General features: G+C 38.8%; 4 protein-coding genes. All 4 read right to left on the reverse strand.

The genetic code is table 11. The features are described from left to right. Nucleotides 1-8: 8 nt before the first annotated feature. Complete coding sequence (locus NSTC731_RS26345; protein WP_445627526.1) at nucleotides 9-806, reverse strand: aspartate/glutamate racemase family protein; 798 nt, start codon at nucleotides 804-806, stop codon at nucleotides 9-11. 47 nt (nucleotides 807-853) lie between these two features. Beyond that, nucleotides 854-11,293, reverse strand: a complete 10,440-nt coding sequence (locus NSTC731_RS26350; RefSeq protein ID WP_445627527.1) for an amino acid adenylation domain-containing protein — start codon at nucleotides 11,291-11,293, stop codon at nucleotides 854-856. Nucleotides 11,294-11,329: 36 nt separating this feature from the next. Continuing rightward, the gene (locus NSTC731_RS26355) at nucleotides 11,330-12,259 is read right to left on the reverse strand and encodes an SAM-dependent methyltransferase (protein WP_445627528.1); all 930 of its coding nucleotides are present in this window, start codon (nucleotides 12,257-12,259) and stop codon (nucleotides 11,330-11,332) included. 173 nt (nucleotides 12,260-12,432) lie between these two features. Beyond that, nucleotides 12,433-24,120 (reverse strand): SDR family NAD(P)-dependent oxidoreductase, encoded by an 11,688-nt coding sequence (locus tag NSTC731_RS26360; protein ID WP_445627529.1) that lies wholly within the window; start codon nucleotides 24,118-24,120, stop codon nucleotides 12,433-12,435. Between the last annotated feature and the right edge of the window lie 13 nt (nucleotides 24,121-24,133).

Consider the following 24,133-nt stretch of genomic DNA (forward strand, 5'->3'; position numbering starts at 1 on the left):
AATTAACCTTAACTTATTTGATACAAAGATGTTTTAGACTCAACAGTTGATGAATGAAATTGCTGAGATAATTTCATTGTTTCTGTCAGCAAACTAGAATTAGATGTGGCTGACTCTAATAGCTGAGATAAGTTTTCGGCAATGGTAGTTAAAGGGTCGATCGCTTGAATAGAATCAATGCCATTAAGCTTGAGATATTTGGCAAGGATATGAAATTCTGTACAACCAGAAATAAAGGAACGAGTATTATATTTATCTAACAACTTTTGAACGTCTTCAAGAATTGTTAGTGGGTTTTGTCCTCGTTTTAGTACTTTAAAAATCATCTCATGAATCAAGGGATAATCTTTTTCATCTGGAGAAATAATCCGATTTGCAGCAGTACAACCTCGCTCAAATAATTTTTTTTTGTAAGTACCTGTACCTGCAAATAAAAGGGCAGGCTCATCATGTTCTTGCAGTTGTTGATCTGCAATTTTAATTAAGGAGATTACTTTATTAGTCTGATGCTCTGGAAGATGAGCCAAAGCATAATGAGCAGTACAACAACCAATCACTATACGATCGACTAATTGATTAAGTTTTTCTAAATGTATTTGCACAAAATCAATGAATTCTCTTTCATTTCCGCTATGAACTGAAGTTGTGCGATCTGGTGCAGAGGGAAGTGAGAAAACAATAACGTTGGGTGCTTCTTGTTCGTTGTCGATATACTGGTTGTATTCATAAATGGTTTTAAGGAATTCAACAGTAATTACAGGCCCCATTCCGCCTAAAACTCCAAGCACTGGTAGTTTTTTATTCATAAACTTTCTCCAAAACAATGATGACTATGATTTAGCCGTGTAGATGACTAAAAATTAAAATTGGTAGCGAAAAGATTGTGATCTTCTCCTTCGGGGTTCTCTGTGCGATCGCACAGCTTCAATAATGGCGTGTCAGGAGATTTTACTACTTCTTCTAGAAGACCTTCTAACGACTTGATAATCAAGGAAATACGTTCGCTGGCAAATATATCTGTGTTATAGATTAACTTGAGATATAGTTCTACTTCGTCTACAAAAGTGAATTCTAGATCGAACTTAGCAGTGACAATTTCTTGGTCAATCAAGTTAACAGTAATTCCATCTAACGCTAGGTCTACATTTTGATTATTTTGCAGTACAACTGCAATATCAAATAGGGGATTCCGGCTAGGATCGCGTTGGAAATTTAAATCTGATACTAGTTTGTCAAAGGGATATTCTTGATTATCGTATGCTTCTATTGTTGTTTGTTTCACTTTTGCAAGTAAAGTAGTAAAACTATCGTCTGCTGCTATTTGGTCGCGTAAAACTAAAGTATTAACATAAAAACCTATTTGTTCTTCTAAATCAGGATGATTTCGTCCAGCGATGGGAGAGCCGACTGTAATCTCATTTTGTTCGGTATAGCGAAAGAGAAAACTTTTGACTAAAGTCAGTAAGCCCATAAACAAACTGGCTTCTTGAGTCTTGATTAATAACTCAAAATCCTTGATTGATTCTGGTCTTGGCTTCCAAATAATCGCAGTTCCAGAGAAACTTTGCACTGCTGGTCGAATGCGATCTAAAGGTAAGTCAAGACGCGCCGGAGTAGGAGTTAATTTAGCTAACCAGTAATCGCGTTGTGCTTGTAATTTCGACATTTGCAATTGCTGGTCTTGCCAGTAGCTATAGTCTTTATAATGAATCCTCAGAGGTGGCGGTAATTCTACATTTTGTTGTCCGTAGGCATGATAATGTGCGAGAAAATCTTTAATTAAAACGCCTGCTGACCAACCATCTGAAATGATGTGGTGCATATTAAATAGAACTATATAACTCTGTTGACTGAGTTTTAGTAAGTTAACGTTGAGTAAAGGCCCTATTTCCAAATCAAAAGTAGTTTTGGCATTGTTTTGAATAGCTTCAGCAATAATTTCTGATTGTTTTTCATACTCCATTAAGTCTATTTGTGTGACTGCAAAATTCATTTGCTCGTGTACGACTTGACGCGGTTCATTATTTATTAAGCTAAAGGTAGTACGCAAAATTTCGTGGCGTTGGATCAAATGTTGAAAAGCATTTTCAAAAGCAGCAATATTTAAATCACCGTTGAATTGATAAGCACTGGGCATTCCGTAGGCATTATGGTTGCGATCGAGGAATTCTAAAGCCCAAAGACGGCGCTGCCCATGAGACATAGGATAAGATGTTTGCTGAGTTATTGCTGGTATGGGTTCTTGATAGTCATATTGAGTTTTAGATATTAAAGTTGCTAATCCGACAATTGTAGGAACTTTAAAGAATTCAGCCAATTTGACTGACACATTTAATTCTTTATGAACGTGAGTGATTACTCTCGAAAGCAGCAAAGAGTGTCCACCAATTTCAAAGAAGTTATCAAAAATACCGATGGGATGTTTAGTGAGAATTTTTTCCCAGATATTAACTAGCTTTGACTCTAAATTATTCCGAGGAGCAGTATAAGCTATTTGTGCGATCTTACCTGTTCTTTGAAGTTCGGCAAGCGATCGCAAGTCAATTTTCCCATGTCTAGTTAAAGGAAATTGCTTTAAAAAGATAAAGGAAGTAGGAATCATGTAAACTGGCAGAAAATCCGAGAGGAATTCTCTGATTTCTGAAATTTTTATCTCTTTATCAGTTTGACAATAGGCAGATAACTGAGTTTGATTATTTAACTCTGTCGGTAACACAATTGCTCTCTCAATCTGGGCATAACGGCTAAGTTGGTATTCAATTTCACCTGGATCTATACGATAGCCATTTACCTTAACTTGATTATCTTTTCGCCCCATAAATTCAATCACCCCTGGGGCAATTTGTTTACCTAAATCTCCCGTTCTAAAGAGAATTTTTTCTGGATTTAGAAAACTGGGTTGAAATTTTTCCTTGGTGATTTGAGGAAGATTGCGATAACCAGCGGCTAATGCTGCACCTTCTACGCAAATTTCACCTACTATATGCAAAGGTACGGTGTTATTAAATTCATCCAGGACAAATAATCGATTGTTATGGAAAACCTGACCAAGAGGTACGTCTGTATTTAAATTTTCGTCGATTGTATATTGAGATACTCCAACACAAGTTTCTGTGGAACCGTAGACATTGCTAATAATTTTCGCTGGGAAGCGTTTTCGTAAAGCGATCGCAGTTTCTCGGTCTAATTTTTCTCCGCCGCAAGAGATATATTTTAAGCTGGGGATAGTTTCTTCAGGTGCGAGTACAGCTAAAATTTCTCGATAAATAGATGGCGTTGTGTGCAGTGCATTTATTTGGTTTTCTTGTAAAAAGGAGACTAAATGCTCTATATGCTGTACTTCATACATATATAAAGCAGCACCTATGGTTAAAGGTAAAAAGATATTACGAAAAGATGGGTCATGGGTGACAGGTGCAGTGAAAATATAGCGCCATTCAGGATGTTTCTCTAAGTCAAATGTGAGTCGTAAACTCCGAATTACATTCAAAATAGAGATGTGACGACCCATGACTCCTTTAGGATTTCCTGTGGAGCCAGATGTGTATAAAATGTAGGCAATTTGGCTAGAGTCTGGTTTAAATTTAGGCTCAGTCTTATCAAAATCTGCCAAAATATTATCGATTCGATCCAAACAAATTGCTTCGATTTCTTGAGGGAATTGGGAGACAAAATTACTTTCAGTGAGACAGAGATTACAGCCACTATCTTTTAAAATAAAATCGATGCGATTTCTAGGATATTGGGGGTCTATCGGTACATATGTTGCCCCAGTTTTAAAAGTAGCCAATATGGCGATAATTAAGTTTTGATTGCGCCCGATCGCGAGTGCGATCGCTTTTCCGGAATCAATGTGATACTTCTCATGTAAGTAATTAGTTAAACGATTTACCTTCTCATTCAATTCTCTATATGTTAAAGTCGTTTCTTCAACTATTAATGCAGGTGCATCGGGTGTAGATTTGACTTGAACAATAAAGTCATCAATAATTGTAGAATTTGGGGGTAATTCTATTGTTTTCCCTGTTAATTCTGCCAATAATTGTTCTTGTTGCACTTGTGTTAATAAAGGCAACTCAGAAAGCAAACCATTAGCATTTTTAGTTACCCCTTGCATCAAAATTTCAAAACTTTCTAGAAACTGTTTGATAGTTTCTGGTTTAAACAGTTCTGTATTGTAGTTGCAATAGATAATAAGTGCGTCATTGACTTCGATGAAATTAAAGCCTAAATCGAAGGGAGTGTAACCAATTGGCTCTGCTGGTAGCGATACTTGTAGTCCCTTAAACTCAGGTAGAGTTAAACTAGGGTCCATATTAAAAGATACGGATATCAGGGGAGAACGAGAAAAATCTCGTTGTAATTGTAAGGCTGCTAATAATTCTTCTAAGGCGTGACTTTGGTGTTTAAAAGCGGCTATGAGTGTTTCTTTGGTATGACGGAGATGTGCAACAAAAGAAGTAGTAATATCTGTCTGAATCCGAACTGGTAAAAATTGCGAACAAAAGCCAACTAATGTTTCGCTGCCTTCAAATTGTCGTCCTGAAATCGGAATACCAATTACTAAATCATCATGACCGGAAATTCGACGCAGAAAAGCTGTGTAAGCAGCGAACATTGTCATAAATAATGTCGCTTGATTTTTGCGTCCTACAATTTGCAAATTTTGCCACAGTTGAGGAGCAATAATTTTACTTTCTCTACCGCCTGTGTAAGTTTTGACAGCAGGACGGGGAAAGTCTGTAGGAAGCTCAAATACGGGGATTTCTCCCTCATAAGTTTTCAACCAAAAAGCACGATGCTCTTGCATCTGTGAACTTTGTGCTTCTTGCTGTCGCAAAGCTAAATATTGGCGAAACTGCATTGGTGGCGCTAAAGAGTCTGTAACAACACCAATTTTTGCTGAATAAAGTTTGCCAATTTCATTCAAAATTAGCCCTAATGACCAACCATCTGCAACGATATGATGAGTTTTTAAAGATAGCAGATAATGTTCGGGTGCTAAACGCATCAGCACAGCCGCAAATAAAGGAGCAACACCCAAGTCAAAAGGCTTTTGAGATAACTCAGTTCTTAATACTAAAGCAGTTGCTTCGGGATTATCTTCATCCATCAAATTGATTAACGGTAGGTCAATTTTGACACTACCGATAACTTCTTGGAGTTCGCCTTGTTCTAATATTTGGGTTCGTAACGCTTCATGACGATTGACTACTTCATTAATCGCTTGCTGTAAAGATGAAATATCTAAAGAACCACGCAATTCTAAAGAAGTAGTAACGTTATATGATGCTGAAGCGGTTGTATCTAATTCTGCCAATAACCAAAGCTGACGTTGCGCTTCATTGGTAGAAAATTTCTGGTTTAAATTATTCCTACCATCTTCATCGTCAGAGCGATCGCTTGCTTCTCTTTTCTTTGCTTGTGGTGATTTGGCATTTTCAAAAAAACTTGCTTGTTGAAGTTCTATAATCGCTTCTTTGACAGCAGCAACTACTTTGTCTATATCTTCATTAGTATGACTAGTTGAGAGAAAACAAACTCGTTTTTCCCATGTATACACACCTTTGAGATTTAGCAAGTAGTAAAAGAGTGGTAATTCGATTGGTTGTAAGAAAATACTATAAGCGCCAAAAGATTCAAAGCGAAACAAAGAGCCAAAATGAACAATGCGGATAGGAATTCCTGTTTCTTGAAAGAACTGATTAACTTCAGTAGCTAATCGATTAGTTAATTGATTTACTCTTTCTTGAATAGTTGCACCTTGTTCGCGTAAATGTAAAAGTACTGCACGACAAGCAGCCAAAGCCAAAGGATGACGACAGAAAGTACCGCCATAAGCAGTTAATTCTGTTTGCGGATGGGAATCATCTCCATAACTCCAGAAACCGCCATCAATTGTATCTAAGAAATCTGCTTTGCCACAGATCGTACTAATAGGCAAACCACCACCAATTGCCTTACCATAAACTACTATATCTGCGTCAACATCAAACCATTCCTGCGCTCCTCCTGGAGTAATGCGAAATCCAGTAATAATTTCATCAAAAATGAGGGCAATTTCTTTTTGTTGAGTCAATTTTCGTAATTTTTGCAGAAATTCTTTAGGCTGTAAATCGGGTTTACGGCTTTGCACAGGTTCTACTAAAACTGCTGCTAAATTATCAGCTTGAGTAGCAATTATTTCTAGACTTTCTTCGGCTCCATATGTAAGAACTATGACATCTTCAACCATTCCTAATGGTGTCCCAAGGCTCAATGGTTGAGCTGTTCCCGCTTCCTCTCCAACTCGCGCTAAAATGCCATCAAAAGTACCGTGATAAGAACCAGCAAAAATCACAATTTTTTGGCGTTTTGTCCGAGAACGAGCAATACGAACTGCTGCCATAATCGCTTCTGTACCAGTATTACTAAAAGCGACTCGCTCCACACCTGTCATTTCACAAATTAAAGCAGCCGTTTCTGCTGCAATATTAGACTGCATTCCTAATCCGATTCCGTGTTGCATTTGTTGCTGAATTGCTGACAACACAAAATCAGGACTATGCCCAAAAAAGTTAACACCAAACCCCATTGCTAAGTCGATGTAATCATTGCCATCGATATCACGAAAATATGCTCCTTGGGCTGATTCTGAAACAATGGGATACTGAAATTCTTTTAAAGCCATACGGAAGTCAATGGTAGGTTTAACATCAACCATTGTCTTGCGGCTATTTTGCGAATATGCCTTAGATTTCGCTGTTTTTTGGTTATAAATAATCTCTAAGTTTTGGATAAAAGCTTGCTGTTGTTCTGTTAAAGATTTATTCTCTGCTAGCTTTAAGGCTAATGGGTTTAAATTTGGAGAATTAATTTTTTTGGTAGGAGTTGCAGTTTCTATTTTGCTTGTTTTAGGAGTAGGTACAATTTCTGTCTGACTAAACAAAACTTCTGATGTATTGCTCGGTGCGACAGATACAGATTGGAGTATTTCTAATTGCTTGATAATAGTTTTTTCATGTATATCTTTGAGTTCTTTCAAAGATTGCAATTGAGCCATCATCAAAGCTTCTTTGCCAGAGGTTGGTGTTGATACAGCTACTGTTTTTGCTTGGTTATCAATAGCGCTTTCAGCAGAGGTAGAAGCAATAATTAACTCTTGTCCATTGTAGATGCTGGTATTATTCTGTTTAGAAAAACTATCCGCAGTGACAAAACCGCAGCCTTTTAAAACAGCACACCAACTTTCTCCACTTAACAATGGAGTATCTATACGTAACTCTTTGTCTTGAAAGCGCCACCATCCTGGTGTGAGTCCAAAGGTTAAATCAAGCCAGGAATTATTTTCTACTGTTTCTAGTAGTACTAAATAACCACCAGGTAGTAGTAATTCTCGAATATTATTTAGTGTTTCTGTAATATTTCGGGTACTATGAAGCACATTAGCAGCAACAACTATATGATAAGAATGTGCTGTAAGCCCTTGAGAAACTGGTGATTTTTCAATATCTAATTGATGGAAGTTGAGATTATCTCTGTGTTTAAATTTTTGACGCGCTTTATTCAGCAGAACAGGAGAAAGTTCGGTGAAAGAATAATTAGTATCATTGAGATTTAAATTATTAATAATTGCTTCCGAAGTCGCACCTGTACCACCTCCCACTTCGATAATTTGGTAAGGGCGATCACTACTAGAAAAACTCTTGAAAATGGAGTTAATTTCTTGAGCTACTCGTTGATTCATTAAACGAGATACCGGAGAATTACCATATATACTTTCCGCATGAACTACTGAACCTGCTGGGAAAATTAACTCTAAAGGATCTATATTTCCTTTCAATACTTCTGCTAGATTTTCTCCACAGCGTTGCAGCATTTCTAACTCAGGTTTTGCTGCTGGACAAGTAGTTTGCAGATTTTCTATAGCTTCTGGTAAAGAAAAAGGTATAGGTAGGTTTCGTACTATCCAGATGTTACCTTGATTTTGAATAATTCCAGCTTGTTCTAAAGTTTTTAAATAACGAGTAATTAAAATATGATATTTTGGAGCAATAGGCAAAATTTGTAATAAGTTTTCTGTTGTCCAAGTTTCTGCTATTTTTAGTCTCTTACCTAATACTTCTAAAGCTTTCAAGATATAGGCAATACTAATCGGTTGTAATTGGGAAATTACCCACAGATAATTATTTAATTCTGAGTCAGAATTAGATACTTTATTAGAGTTTTTATTTAGTATAGTAGCTACTGAAGATGTTTCTAATGGTTTTGGTTCAATAAAATCAGATAGATAATTAGCTATTTCAGCAATTGTTTGCAAATCGGTAAATAATCGATCTATTTTAACTTTAACGCCAAACTTCTCTTCAACTTTACGAGCAAAGTCAGTCAAAATAATTGAATCTGCCCCTAGATTTAATAAGGTTTCATCATCTCTAATGTCATTTTCATCTTCTTTGAGCAACAGAGCTAAGATAGACTTTAACTGATTGCCGATTTCTTGCTGATGTTTTTGGATATTTGAAACTTTTGCTACAGTCATCTTGGTCTCCATTAGCTCGTTTTCTACAGGCATTTCTTTGATTGAACTTGATTCGACTGAAATAGCAGATTTAAATTCAAACCTTTTTCGTTGAAAAGGATAGTTTGGTAATTGAATATTTCTGTAACCGTAATCTTCATTGAATTTTTCGGCGTTAAAATTTACTCCATGAATGTAGAGTTGGGCTAGTGTTGATAACATCGTCTGCCAGTTATCCAAACCTCTATTGAGAGAACTCAGCCAGATAACTTCATCGTGATAACGGCGACCTTGTTCTGCAAGTATTGGTCTTGGTCCCACTTCTAAAAACAGGTTGTATCCTTTGTTTAACGCCGTAATCAGACTTTGCAAAAATTGCACGGGTTGACGGCATTGTTGTCTCCAGTAGCTTGCATCGGGCGCACTTGCTAAAGGTTGTCCGTCAATGCCTGAAATTAGCAAAACTTGAGGATGATTGTAGGAAATATTACGAGCAGCAGTTTCAAATTCATCTAAAATTGACTCCATTAATGGAGAGTGAAAAGCACCGTCAACTGATAGTAATTGAACAGCTATTTTTTGGTGTTTGCAGTTAACAACAATTTCATCAACGCTATTACTTTCTCCAGAGATGACAATTTGTTGAGGATGATTAATAGCCGCAATTGAAACTGTCTTACTATAATTTTGAATTAAAGAAATTACTGTAGCTTCATCTGCAAAAATTGAAGCCATTTTTCCTGTAGGCGCAGTTTGCATTAATTGCCCGCGTTTCACAATTAATTCTAGACCTGCTTCTAAACTAAATACTTTGGCTATACAAGCTGCGACATATTCACCAACACTATGACCAATTAGTAAACTTGGTGTGATTCCCCAAGATTGCCAAAGCATAGCAACTGAATATTCAAGAGCAAATATAGCTGGTTGAGCGTATGCAGTTTGATTGAGTAAATCTGTGCGATCGCCAAATAATATATCTTGTAGTGGATACTCTAAATAATTCGCTAAAATATCTGCACATTTGTCAATATATTTACGGAATGTAGGTTGGGTTTGGTAAAGTTGATGGCCCATACCTGCATAACAAGCTCCTTGGCCAGTGAAGAGAAAGGCAATTTTTGGCTGTTTTTCTCCTGCGAAACGTTGATAAAAAGTCAAATTATCAATGGTTTTTTCGTCAGCAAAAGCTACTAATTTTTGTTGCAATTCTGGTAATGTATCTGCAACGATCGCCAATCGTTCAGCTAAAGGCGATCTACCTATTGCCGCACTATGACAGATATCGCCAATTTCTGGATGAGATTCTAGGTGGATGTAAAAACGTTGTGCTAGTTCTTTTAAAGCTGTTTCTTGATGAGCGGAAATCATCAATAGATGACTAGGACGTTGTAGCTTAATTTCTGGTATGTTTGCAACAGGCGCTTGTTCGATAATTACATGAGCATTCGTTCCAGAAAAACCGAAGGAACTCACCCCTGCAATGCGGACTTGGCCATTGTTCGACCAGGGTATGGTTTGACTAGGAATTTCGATCGGGTATCCTTGCCAATTAATCAGAGGATTAGGTTCTTGGAAGTGGAGATGAGGCGGAATCTCACCATGTTGGAGGGCAAGAATTGTCTTGATTGTGCCTGCTATCCCGGCGGCGGCTTCGAGATGTCCGATATTAGTCTTCACTGAACCGACGTAAAGTGGTTGCGATCGCTCTCCATAAACAGCGGCGATCGCATTCATCTCAATGGGATCGCCTAAAGAGGTTCCCGTGCCATGTGCTTCTATATACCCGACTTCCTGGGGTTTGACTCTGGCATCAGCTAAGGCTTGACGAAGTAAATCTTGTTGGGCGGGGCCGCTGGGAACTGTTAACCCGGCGGCTGCACCGTTATGATTGACCGCAGATCCTCGGAGGAGGGCGAGAATGCGATCGCCATTTTTTTCCGCCACAGATAAGCGTTTCAGTACTAAAACTCCGCATCCTTCGCCCCGCACATATCCATTTGCAGCTGCATCAAAAGTTTTGCAACGACCATCGGGAGACATCATCCCCGACTGGGAAAGGTTAATTGTAATTGCCGGATTTAAGAGCAGATTTACCCCAGCTACTAAAGCTAGTTCGCATTCATGATTTCTTAAACTGCGAATAGCTTGGTGAATGGCAACCAGTGAAGAAGCACAGGCTGCATCAATAGACATACAAGGGCCGCGCAGGTTTAAAAAATAAGATAGCCGTCCGGCTGCGGCACTCAGGGCGTTTCCCGTACCAAAAAAAGAATCGATTTCATCGTAGTTGCTTTTGTAGACTGTCATCGCGTGGTCAACACTAGTTATACCGACAAATACACCCACGCGATCGCTTGCTAAATTAGTTGGTGGTAAATTAGCGTTTTCTAAAGCTTCCCATGTCACCTCAAGTAGTAACCTTTGTTGGGGGTCCATTGAGGTTGCTTCGCGGGAAGATATAGAGAAGAAACGGGCATCAAATTCTGTAATATCCTCTTGTAAAAATCCTCCATAACGAGTGTTCATTTTGCCGGGAGTAGGTTCGGGAGCATAAAATTTTGAGATATCCCAACGGCTTTTAGGAACTTCTACAATTGCGTCAAGTCCGGCTTTACAGTAATTCCAATAAGCTTCAGGAGAATTTATGCCTCCAGGGAAACGACAACCCATCCCAACAACAGCAATTGGCTCGCTTTGTCTAGTTTCTAATTCGGTAATGCGAGCCTGCATTGCCTCCATTTTTGTTAAGGTTGATGCTATGAGTTTTTTATAATCTGTAGTTTGAGCCATGCTTCTATCCGCAATTTTTTTATTTTATATAAATATCTAATCGGGTTTTTCTCCTGAAAATAAAAGATAGTCATCAAAAGCCATAAACCACCCCCTATCTCTCGACCAAGCTTCAATTCCTGGATTATCTTTCTGGAGATCGATCGCTAAATCGTGTTTACTAATTCCTTTACCTACTTCGGCAAAGTAACGCACAGCAGCCGGCCAAACATATTCGCTAATTGATACAGCTTGGATATTTACAAATCCATGCTTTTTGAGTTTTTCAACATAAATATTTCGGTCATATTGGTTGGCGAAAGGAATACACATTTTCTTGCTATTGACGCGCAGCCAAAAGTCAATATCTCGTCCAACTCTCGGCAAACAATCTGCTAATGCTAATTTTCCACCAGGGCGCAAAACTCGAAATGCTTCAGCAAAAAAATCTTCACGAGTATTGAAATGAAAAGCACATTCTAAAGCTGTAACTTTATCAAAAGAATTGTCTTCACAAGGAATTTTTGTTGCCGAACCAACCTGAAGATTTATGCGTTCGGCTAATCCCGCTCTAGCTACTCGTTCTTGAGCAATTTCTACTTGTAGCTCTGTAGTATTTATCCCAGTAATTGCATCTACATTGTTTTCACGTACCCAAAGGATATCTTGTTCGGCAAAACCGAAGCCGACATCTAAAACTTTGTCTCCAGGGCTAAGTTCGGCAATTTCTCCTAATTTACGGGCTAAAGCGGCACAAGCTCCGTCATAAGTAGTTTCTTCTTGCCAATAACCAAAGTTGAGCCATTGGGGAATATTGGGATTGTGAAGATCGCGATCTCGTTTTGCTATCCCGGTGTAAAGGTCAGACACCTCAAATTTATCTTGTAAAAACCAGATTTCCTTAAGTGGATTCTGGATGAATTCTTTGATAATTATCCAGCGATTGCGCCATTCATCATTGAAAGGGATTTTGCCAATATTTTCCAAAACTATACCTCCTATTTGTAAAATAAAAATTTTCGCTGCACTGAAAGTTTTATAGCGTTTCCCACTCTAGTGAGATACGAAATCACCCCTCCCCAGCCCTCCCCTTGCCAAGGGGAGGGTGCGCGACAGCGCGGGTGGGGTGTATTTTATGTATTTGGGAATTGCTATAATATTTACTCACCATATTCCTCCAGCTCTGCTAACTTTTGATTAAGTAGTATAGCCAATTCATCTTCATTGAGACTTTCATAAGGATTCAAAGTATCGCTATTATGTATTGCGATCTCAAAATCAATATGCTTTGCTAAAACTTCTGCCTGTAGATAATTGCTGAGACTTGCAAGATTAGGATAATCAAAAATTATAGAAGTAGGTAAAGTGCAAGCTAAGTTACTTTCCAGCCGATTTTTAAATTCTAATACCATTAACGAGTTTAAACCTAACTCTAAAAATGAGGTGTTTTGAGGAATAACACTGCTGGCAGTTAATCCAGTAACTTCGCGTAAAATTTGCTCAATTCCTTGAGATAAACTTTCTATTCGCTCATCTATGGGTACAGATTTTAACTGTTCTAATAATTTTGCTTCTTTGCTATTTTCTTTGATTGCGATTGCTTCGGCAAAGAATGGTTGATTAATCTTAAAAGCTCGATCAAAAGTAGACCAATCAATATCAATAATAGCTCCTTGAGAAACGTTACCCAGAATTAACTGGCTGAGATATTTGAGGGCAGGATCAGAAGACATACTTTGAATACCCCAATTAGCAAAACGTTGTTTGTCAATTTCATTTACTGTATCCCATGCTCCCCAATTGATGCTGATACTTGGTAATCCTAAACTTTGCCGTTGCTGCATTAAAGCATCCATAAAAGCATTAGCAGCAGCGTAACTACTTTGTCCGGGCGAACCGAGAATCACAGCAGCAGAAGAAAAGGCAACAAAAAAGTCTAAAGATAGATTGCGGGTGTAGCGGTCTAATAATAAAGTACCTTCTACTTTGGGACGCATGACATTTTGATATCTTTGCCAATTTTGATTGCTCAAAAGACCATCATCTAAGACACCAGCAGCGTGAATTACTCCACGTAAAGGAGGTAAATCTGCACCAAAACGGGAGAACATTTGTTCTATATCTGCGGCTGAGGTAATATCAGCACCGATAACTGTAATCTGTGTACCATTTTTAGTTAACGAGGCGATCGCTTCTGGTTGAGACTTAACATTGCGGCTACACAAAACTAAATGTCTAGCTCCCATTTCTGATAACCACTCAGCCATTAGCAAGCCCAGTTTACCTAAACCACCAGTAATTAAATAAGCTCCTTCTTTGCTAACTAACTGCTGTTTTTGAGCTGTAGGAATTGTAGCAGATACTAACCTTGCTCCATAGCGATTTCCTTGGCGTAAAGCTAGGCGTGACTCAGCGCTTGCAGCGTGGAATTCGTTGAATAAAAATTCAGCTTCATTAGGTTCTACCGTGGGTGATAAATCTAAACATACACAACGAATTTGCGGGTATTCATTATTAATTACTGCGCCTAATCCCCAAAGGGAAGATTGTTGAGGTTGCAAATCAGTCTCAGCTAGAACTCGATTTGCACCGCGAGTTATTAACCATAAATCAGGTAGTTTTTTCAAACTAGCGGTAAGAGTTTGAATTAAGTGCAATGCAGCATGACAACTATTGTAAACAGTATCCGAACATTCTTCATCAGGTACATTTTCCCAAGCAAAAATCACACCTGTAGCAAATTCTCCCGATGGATATGCTTCTTGATACAAGCGCTGAAAATCAGATTTTTGAGATGGATTGATGATAAACTCATCTTGAGAATGGCATTTATATTCATCACCAAATTCTACAGTAATAACTCGTTCTCCAGCTTCTTTCAATAAATCAATAGAATAATTCAATGCTGTTCCAGGATGTACAAACACTAACCAAGAATTGTGTTTTTCTGTAAGAGTTGGAACTGTATCAAGCTTTTGCCATTCAATTTTGTAAAACCAATTATTTTCATTTTCTTGCCATAAACGTTGTAAAACCGCCGGATTAGTACGCCGTGCTGTTAAGTCTGTAAACCGAGCGCAAAGCTGTTCTTGCTCATCGTAAATATCTACGTCTACGCATATTTCGCCGTTACTATTAGATTTAACATCAATGCGCGTCCAAGCTTGAGAACCAGGATTACCAAAGAATTCTAGTGAAGAGAAACCATAAGGTAAATGCAATTCTTGGCCGTGAATTTCTGGGAAAGCCGCACCAACACTTTGCAAACAAGCATCTAAAAGCACAGGATGCAGACAATATCGCCGATCGGCTAAACTGCGATCGATACTAATCTTAGCCTGAGAACCATTTCCTAAATAACTTAGCTCTTGAATAGCTTCAAACCCCTTACCATAGCTAATTCCCATCTGCTCATAAAGGTCATAAAATCTAGAAATCTCAACAGATTCTCCTTTTTTATCAGACCAATTCCTAACAGATGTGGGTATTTTTTGATTGTTGGGTTTAATTTCACCTGTTACATGGAGAATCCAGTTATCTTTTGCCGAATCACTACTAAATATCTCAAAACCATAGCCAAATGGCTTGTTAGGCTTAAAAATCATTTGTAATTTACTTGGAGATTGAGATAAAAGTAATCCCTGATGAATAGACACATTTTGAATAATCGCCAAATTATCAGTAAATATTTTCTGGCTAGCTGCTAAAATCGCTTCAATAAAACCCGTAGCCGGAAATAAGATTTTTCCAAATACTTTGTGTCCTTCCAGATATTCTGGACGATCGGCACTTATCTCTCCCTCAAAAATAAATTCTTTCGTAGCTAGTTTTTTAACATCGCTAATAAAAGGATGCAACTTAGTTTTGATATCAGCTACAGAAAATTGTGAATTGGTTAGCCAGTAACGTTCTCGTTGAAATGGATAAGTAGGTAAAGTAATCCGCTTTCCTTGCTTAAATACCTCCGTCCATTCTACAGAATAACCATTAACAAAAAGTGTCGCTAAACTTCTGTACATCTGGGCTTGTTCATCTTGTCCAGGTACGATACTGGGTAGCCATGATATTTCTTTGATTTGATAAGTTAGTCGTGCTATACCCAGTAACACAGGCTTTGGCCCTATCTCTAAAAAATGGCGATAACCACTGTCAATTAAGAATTTAAATCCTTGACCAAAATGCACAGTGTTGCGAAGATGGCGCAGCCAATAATCAGGAGTAGTAATTTCTTGACCAATTGGTTTACCTGTGACATTACTAATAATATTCAAGTTTGGTTCGTGGAAAGAAATTTTCTCTAAAACCTTGGCAAACTCATTAATAATTGGCTCCATTAACAGAGAATGAAAAGCATGAGATACTGCCAAGCGTTTAGTTTTATAACCCTGTTCTATAAAAGTTTTCTCTAATTGTTCAACAATTTCACTCCAGCCAGAAATGACATTAATTGCACCATTATCTGCGGCAATATCTACTTGATTTTTATATGGAGCAAGATAATCTGCTACTGTTTGATAATCAGCATAAATTGCTGCCATTGCCCCATTATGCGGTAATTCTCCCATCAAGCGACCGCGTTGAACGACTAATTGCAAAGCATCTTCTAAAGAAAAGACTCCTGCTAAACAAGCGGCGACATATTCACCAATGCTATGTCCTAAAAGTGCAGCAGGTTGTATTCCCCAAGATTGCCATAATTTAGCAAGTGCGTATTCAAGTGCAAAAAGTGCTGGCTGTGTGATTTGAGTCTGTTCGAGCAACTCGCTATTTTGCAATTTAAAAATTAAATCTAAGAACGACTTTCCTAAAATCGGTTCTAAGATTTGGTTACAAAGATCCAAAGTATTTTTAAAGACAGGTTCTTGGTTATAAAGAGTTTGTCCCATCCCTGAATATTGAGAACCTTGTCCTGAAAAGAGAAAAGCTACATTGGGCTGATTTTCTGATGTAATTGACGTAATTACATGATGAGAATCTTCATTTTTTTGGAAATCAGCAAGTGCTGTTTGTGCTGTAGTAATTGAGTCGGCTAAGACACACAATCGATGCTGGAAAACAGCCCGCCCTGTACTGGCGGTAAAACAAGCATCTGCTAAATTAACAGATTCATTCAAAGCGTACTGATAATTTTTGGCTAACTCTTTGAGAGATTTTTCAGAACGAGCCGAAAGCGGCAGTAGGTAAAATTTATTCTCGGATTTTTGCGGAGAATTAGATGCAATTTCTCCAACAATAATATGAGCATTAGTACCACTAAATCCAAAAGAACTTACTCCCGCGATGCGTTCTCGTTCGCTAGAATGCCAGTCTTTTCCATGTACTGGAACTTCAAAAATATGAGAACTCCAATCAAAACGGGGGTTGGGTTTTTCAAAGTGAAGATGAGGAGGAATTTTGTGGTGTTGTAAGGCTAAAACAGTTTTAATTAATCCAGCAATTCCGGCTGCTCCTTCTAAATGTCCTAAATTAGTTTTGACAGAACCAATAATTAAAGGTCGATTTTGGGGGCGCTTCCCAAATACCGCAGCCATACTTTCTAATTCAATCGGATCGCCTAAAGCTGTTCCAGTACCATGAGCTTCGATAAAATCTATTTGCTCTGGCTTAAGTTTCGCTGCCTTCAATGCTTGCTGTAATAATTTTTCTTGAGCATCGCCATTCGGTACAGTCAACCCACTACTTGGGCCATCGTGATTTACGGCTGTACTATGAACTCTAGCTAAAATGCGATCGCCATTCTTAATTGCTTGACTCAACCGCTTCAAAACAATCATCCCGCAACCTTCGCCGCGCACCATACCATTGGCATTCGCATCAAAAGTCTTGCAACGTCCATCAGGTGCAAGCATGTGGGCGCGACTTTCTATTAAGGAAATTACCGGGGTTAACATGATGTTGACACCACCTGCCAAGGCAATGTCACACTCACCATTACGCAAAGCATTGCAAGCTAAATGTACTGCTACTAAAGAAGAAGAACAAGCAGTATCAACTGTCATTGATGGCCCTTGCAAGCCCAGTACGTAAGAAAGACGACCGGCGGCTACACTTACAGAAGTTCCAGAACCGGTATAAGCGTTGATTGCTTCTGGTGCATGACTCAACTGGGCATAGTCTTGAGTCATCGCCCCCACAAAAACACCAGTTTGACTGTTGCGTAACTGCTGCGGATTTTGTCCGGCTGATTCTAATGCTTGCCAAGTAGTTTCTAATAACAGGCGTTGCTGAGGATCTATAGCGACAGCCTCGCGGGGGACAATGCCAAAAAATTCAGCATCAAATCGATCTATTTGCTCTAAAAATGCTCCGTAAGGAGAATATATTTTTCCTGGTGTATCTGGATCGGGATGATACCATGCTTGCATATCCCAGCGATCGCCCGGAATTTCTCTGACTGCATCTTTCCCTTGTTCTAAAAGTTGCCAGAATGATTCCAAATCATCTGCACCTCCAGGAAATCGGCAAGCCATCCCCACAATCACAATTGGATCTTCTTCTTGCTGTGGTTTTTCTGAGAGGATGTTTGAAAAATCATCAAGTTTACCGAATAACCCCTCTCCAAACCTCTCCCCCACTGGGGGAGAGGCTTTGAAACCCCCATTCCCTTGTAGGGAAGAGGGGCTAGGGGGGTTAGGTTGATTAGGATTGAGTTGTTGTACAGAAGTTTGCTTTTCAGAAATATTTAAAACTTCTCGCAGCAAATAATCTGCTAAAGTTTCCACATTGGGGAATCGAAAAGCAATTGTTGTGGGTAGAGAGCAATTAAAATCTGTTTGCAAAAGATTGCGAAGTTCTGTGGAGGTGAGAGAATCCATCCCCATATCAAAAAAGCCTTGTTGGGGAGATACTTCATCAATTGATAGTCCTAAGACAGTGGCAACTCGCAAACTAATCTGCTTAAGTAACAAATCACGACGCTGTTTTACAGGTGTGGTTTGCCATTGCTCTAAAATATTGGATGCAGTTGGAGATTTAGGTTTGATTTGGGGTAAGAAGTTTTGATAAAAGCTTTGATTAATGTATGGGAAACGTTGCCAATCAATGGCAATTACACCAGCACGTACAATCTGATTAAACAGAATTTTTTCTAAAGTATTGAGTGCTAAATCAGGTGCGATCGCATCATAACCTTTAGCGGCTAATCTTTCTAAAACGTTGCGATCGACTGCTGCACCGATTTCGCTCCACGGCCCCCAATTGATGACTGTAGCTGGTAAATTATGTGCATGACGATAATAGGTAAAGGCATCCTCAAAGGCATTGGCAGCCGCAGCATTAGCTTGTCCCGCCGAGCCAATGAGCGACACCGCAGAGGTATAACAAACAAAGAAATCTAAAGGATCGTTCAGGGTTAGTTGATGTAGTAACCAAGTTCCTTTCACCTTGGGCGCAAGAACATGGTTAAAACGTTCTGGTGTCAGTCGCAGTAATGTTGTATCGTCTAAAGTGCCGGCGATGTGGAAAATTCCCCGCACTGGATATTGCGATCGGCATTCTTCTAGTAGGACGTGCAGTTTCTCGCCATCTGTGATATCAACATCTTTAACTTGGATGTCTGCGTTACTGGATTGCAGACTTGCTAGAATTTCGGCGTTGAGAGCTTTTGCACCACTGCGACTGCACAATACTAAATGACGAGCGCCACGTTCTATCATCCATCGGGCTGTGGCTAAACCTAATCCGCCTGTACCACCAGAAATTAGATAAAAGCCATCTTGACGGAAATTAATGTTTCCGTCTGCTAATTTGCGCTCTACCAAACGCGGACAGAAGCGTTGTTCGCCCCGCAAAGCAATGCGATTTTCTTGGGTGTTGTTGTAGATTTCTCTAAATAATTTTTCTGCTAAATCTTGTGTATGAGGATCTAAATCTATCGCTCTAAAATTGAGTTCGGGATGTTCTAGAACTAAGCTTAAAGCGATTCCTAATAAGGAAGATTGTGCTGGAGAAGTTAAGGTTGTGATTTCTTTTGCTGGTACAGCACCTTGAGTGACAAGAATCAGCGCAGGGGGATTTTCTTGTTGTAATAATGCCTGAAGTAAAAATAGAAAACGTTTACAATGAATTTCTACTACTCGATCGATTTCGCCTTCTATTTCTTGTAATGGCCAGAGGTAGATTATTTCACGAGTTTCTGGCGTTAAAAGGGTTTGTAATAGTGATAGATAATCGTCGGCGCGATCGGGATCGATTTCTTGAGGGGAAATGAGATAACAAGCAACTCCCCTTTGTTGGAATGAGGTGATTAAACTGCGACCAATTCCTTTATTATCGGCAAAGATTAATTCATGAGAAACAGACTTAGGATGACCCTTTTCTTTAGCAATGATGACGCTTTGTCGTAATAGATTGCGTGTCTCTGGTTTGGTTGGTTCGATGACGTTAACTTCTGCAAATCCATGATTAGCGAGTAAATTTTGCCAATGTTCCGTATCTACTAAAGGATAACCATTTCGGAGTGGATCTTGACTGCATAACCACCATCCCTCTGTTAAACCAAAGGTTAAATCTACCCAACGACGCGCCCCAGTACTTTCTAATAGTATTAGTAGAGCATCAGGAGCTATTAGAGAACGGACGTTATCAATTGTTTTGTTAATATCTGTTGTGGCATGAAGAACGTTAGCAGCGATAATAATATCAAAATATCCGGGGAGAAATCCTTGAGAATTGGGATTTTTTTCTATATCTAAAGTTTGATATTTAATGAAGGGATGATTACTGAAGTTTTCTTTGGCTCTAGTTAAAAAACTAGAAGAAATATCGGTAAATGTATATTCAATTTGCTCTTGAGGTAAATGTGGTAAAATTGCTGCTGTAGCAGAACCCGTTCCGCTTCCAATTTCGAGGATTCGTAGCTGATGAGTTGGTGGTAAATTTGCTACTGCATTTTTAATTGTGTCCGCGACTAGTTCATTCATCAACTTAGCACCAGCCGCATCAGAATATACAGATGCGATCGCATTCAAATCACCTTGGGGAAATAGTAATTCTAATGGCTCAATTTGACGACGCATCACCGCAGCTAAAGCCGAGCCACAACGTTCTATCAGATTAATTTCTGCAAGGTAATCGGGATACTCGCTACGTAGTTGTTGAATTTGTAATTGAGATGAAGATATAACAGGTTCTTTTGCTAATAACCATCCATCTTTTTGCTGAGTAACTATTCCTTCTTCAGCTAGAATTGCTAAACACCGCGACAATAATGGACGATAAAATTCAACTACTCCACTTTGAGTAGCAATCTGTTCTTCTTGATAAATTTGACCTAATTGGGGTTGCCAGTTTAGCTCTTTTAAACCTTCCCATATATAACTTACGCTTAAATTTTCCATTTCTTCAAGTAAGCGTTCATATTGGCGCAATTTCTCTGCGAATTGCTGTTCTAATTGCTGTGGTTTAACTTGAGTTTTAATGGCATCAGGAGTCGGTAAATAATCTCTACCATCAGCTAATAATGGTGCTAAGGTAATCCATTCTTCTATGTAAGATTGTGGTTGTATTTCACGGCGGATAATTTCTTGACTTTGAACAGCTTTGAGTTCAAATCCTATAATTGTTACTAGTAACTCACCTTGCTCTGAATAAATATCAATATCAGAGATGATAAAATTATCAGAATTTTTAGTTAGTCGAGCCGCACTGATGACACTATCACCTGGAGACTTGAAGAATTGAAATTTAGCAATGCGGACTGGTACATAAGTTACAGATGATTCTTGCTGAAATAAAATCGCTGCGATCGCCTGAAAACAAGCATCCAACATTATGGGATGAAAATGATAGTTTTTTGCTTCTAAAGTTTGGCTATCTGTTAACTTTATTTTAGCAAACGCACTGTTTTTCCCACGTTGAAGCCTATTGACGATCTGGAAGCTATCACCGTAATTGACTCCAGATTTTTGATATCTTTCATAAAATGAATTAATCTCAAGCTGTTCTGGACAATTAGCGGCTATTTTTTCTAAATTTTGGTGATTTGCATCTAATGATTTTAATTTATCAATTTTTCCAGTAACAAGTACATCCCAGTTATTGTTACTTTGTTGATATATTTGAAAATTATTTTTGTCAATAATTAACTGTAAGGTATCTTCTTGTTCTTGCAGTAATAATGCTTTTTGAAATTCGATATTTTCTAAAATCACAGCTTGGCTTTGTGCCGCAGCTAACGCCATTTCAATAAATGCTGCACCGGGAAATATCGGTTTATCAAAAACTTGATGTTCTGCTAAAAACGCTGGGTTGTTCTGACTAATACTAGCTCGATATTGAATAGAAGATAGAGGAGAAGGGAAGCGATCGCCTAGTAAAGGATGTCCAGAGCGATGATGAGATTTAGTAGCATTTACCCAGTAGCGTTTGCGGATAAAAGGAGAATTGGGTAAACTAATTTTTTGTCCAGAGCGAGAGCGATGAAATTCCTGCCAATTAATATTTACTCCTCTTACATATAGTTCAGCTATGACTGTTTGAATTTGTTTATAGTTACTGCCATCTTTGGCTAAACTACATAAGTAAATAATTTCATTTGCGGGTAAATTACTATACTCAATATTATTTATGGGCTGATTTCCAATTTCTAGAAATATTTGATAGCCCATCTGATGCAAATTAACAATTCCTTTAGCAACATTTTCTGATTGACGTAGCTGTTGCACCCAATAAGCAGCAGTTTTAATAGAATTACTAGCAACTTCACCATTATGAGAAATTAAAGTGAGTTGCGGATTACTATAAATAACTTCTTCAGCTACTTTTTGAAAAGCTAAAAATTTGCTTTCTTCAGTTTGTTTGTTAAACAACTGAGCATGAGTTGCAACTAATTTAACTGCATCTTCAATTGAAAAAACTCCAGCTTGTTGAGCAGCCAGATACTCACCAAAGCCAGAACCTAAAACCGCAGAAGGGTAAATTCCCCAAGATTTCCAGAGTTCACACAGCGCATATTGCAGTGCAAATAATGTTGGTTGAACATATAAAGGATCGTTTATATCTTGATTGTTAGCAAGTAACTCTTCTAGAGAGAAATTTAAATGATTTTGGAATAGGCGATCGCAGCGAATCAAAGCATCATGAAATACAGGCTCATTTACAAAAAGTTCTTTCCCAATTCTGGAAAGTATCGCTGTTGCCTCATTGCAAACAAAAGCAATTTTAGTGTTTCCTCTTGCCTCATCGCAAATAATATTAGTTTCTCGCTGATTACCACTAGCAAAAGCTCGAAGTTGTTCTTGAAAACTGGCAATGTTGGAAACTAATAAAGATAATCGCTGTTTATGATGAAAACGACCTGTATTTAAAGAAAAAGCGACATCAGTTAAGTTAACTTCTGGTTTTTGGTCAATATAATTAACAAAGTTAGCAGCCAATAAACGCAAACGTTCTTCATCTTTAGCAGACAGAGTAACTAGTAGAGGAAATGTATTTGTAGTTGGAGATTGCACTTGCGGAGGTTCGCTCAATATCGCATGAGCATTAGTTCCCGATGCTCCGAAAGAACTGACTCCGGCGGCTTTTATTTTGCCATTACCTTGAGACCAAGGACGAGTTTTTGTCACTACCTGGAGAGGTAAGCTATCCCATTTAATATGAGAATTTGGTTTTTGCAAATTGAGATGAGCCGGAATTTCAGCATGATAGATAGATAATATCGTCTTGATCAATCCAGAAATCCCCGCCGCCGCCGCTAAATGACCGAGATTTGTTTTGACAGAACCGACTAACAAAGGTTGGGATGAAGAACGATTGACACACAAAGCATCAGCGATCGCTTTAATTTCAATCGGGTCTCCCAAAGATGTACCAGTACCGTGAGCTTCGATATAATCAATGACATCGGCGCTCAAACGAGCGTCAGCCAGAGCTTCACGAATTAAATCTGTCTGCATCGGCCCATTAGGAACTGTAAAGCCGCCACTCGCACCATCGTTATTAACAGCTGTTCCCCGAATTAACGCCCAAATGCGATCGCCATCTGCTAAGGCTTCACTCAATCTTTTTAAAACGACGACTCCGCAACCCTCACCAATCCCAAATCCATCAGCGCTTTCGTCAAAGGTTTTGCACCTCCCATCAGCAGCTAACATCTGATTTTTGCACAAGGCGATCGCTACTTCCGGTGTGAGAATTAGGTTCACTCCTCCCACCAAAGCCTGACGACATTCTTGGGCGCGCAAAGAACGGCAAGCTAAATGCACTGCTACCAAAGAAGAAGAACAAGCTGTATCCACAGCCAAGCTAGGGCCATTGAGATTTAAAAGATAAGAAATGCGTCCGGCAGCAGCATTTATATGGTTGCCAGAGATATGATAAGCCCCAACTGTGCTATAATCTCCTCCTGGTGCAATCAGACGAGCATAATCATTGTTTGTGATGCCAATAAAAACACCAGTTTTGCCGATTCTGGCAGTAGGCGCAGCCATTCCCGCATCTTCTAACGCTTCATAGCCAACTTCTAACAGTAACCGTTGCTGGGGATCGATATGCAAAGCTTCTCTCGGTGCAATTCCGAAAAAGTGTGCGTCAAACATTGACACATCATCGAGAAAACCGCCTTGAGATACATAGATTTTGCCAGGTTTACCACGGTCTGAGTCATAAAAATCAGATATATTCCAGCGATCGCTAGGTACATCTGTTAGCGTATTACCACCAGCTTTGAGAAAAGACCAAAAAGCTTCAGGAGTAGAAATATTTTTACCAAAACGACAACCCAAACCAACAACTGCGATCGGTTCGCTTTGTTGAGCTTCAACAGCCTTCAATCTCTCCTTCGCTTCATTCAGTGCCTTAAACACCCTAGCTTGGACAGACTTATCGTTACTTGATATCTCCAACTCCATCTTTTCTCCTTTC

It is taken from the genome of Nostoc sp. DSM 114167, from assembly GCF_052692655.1.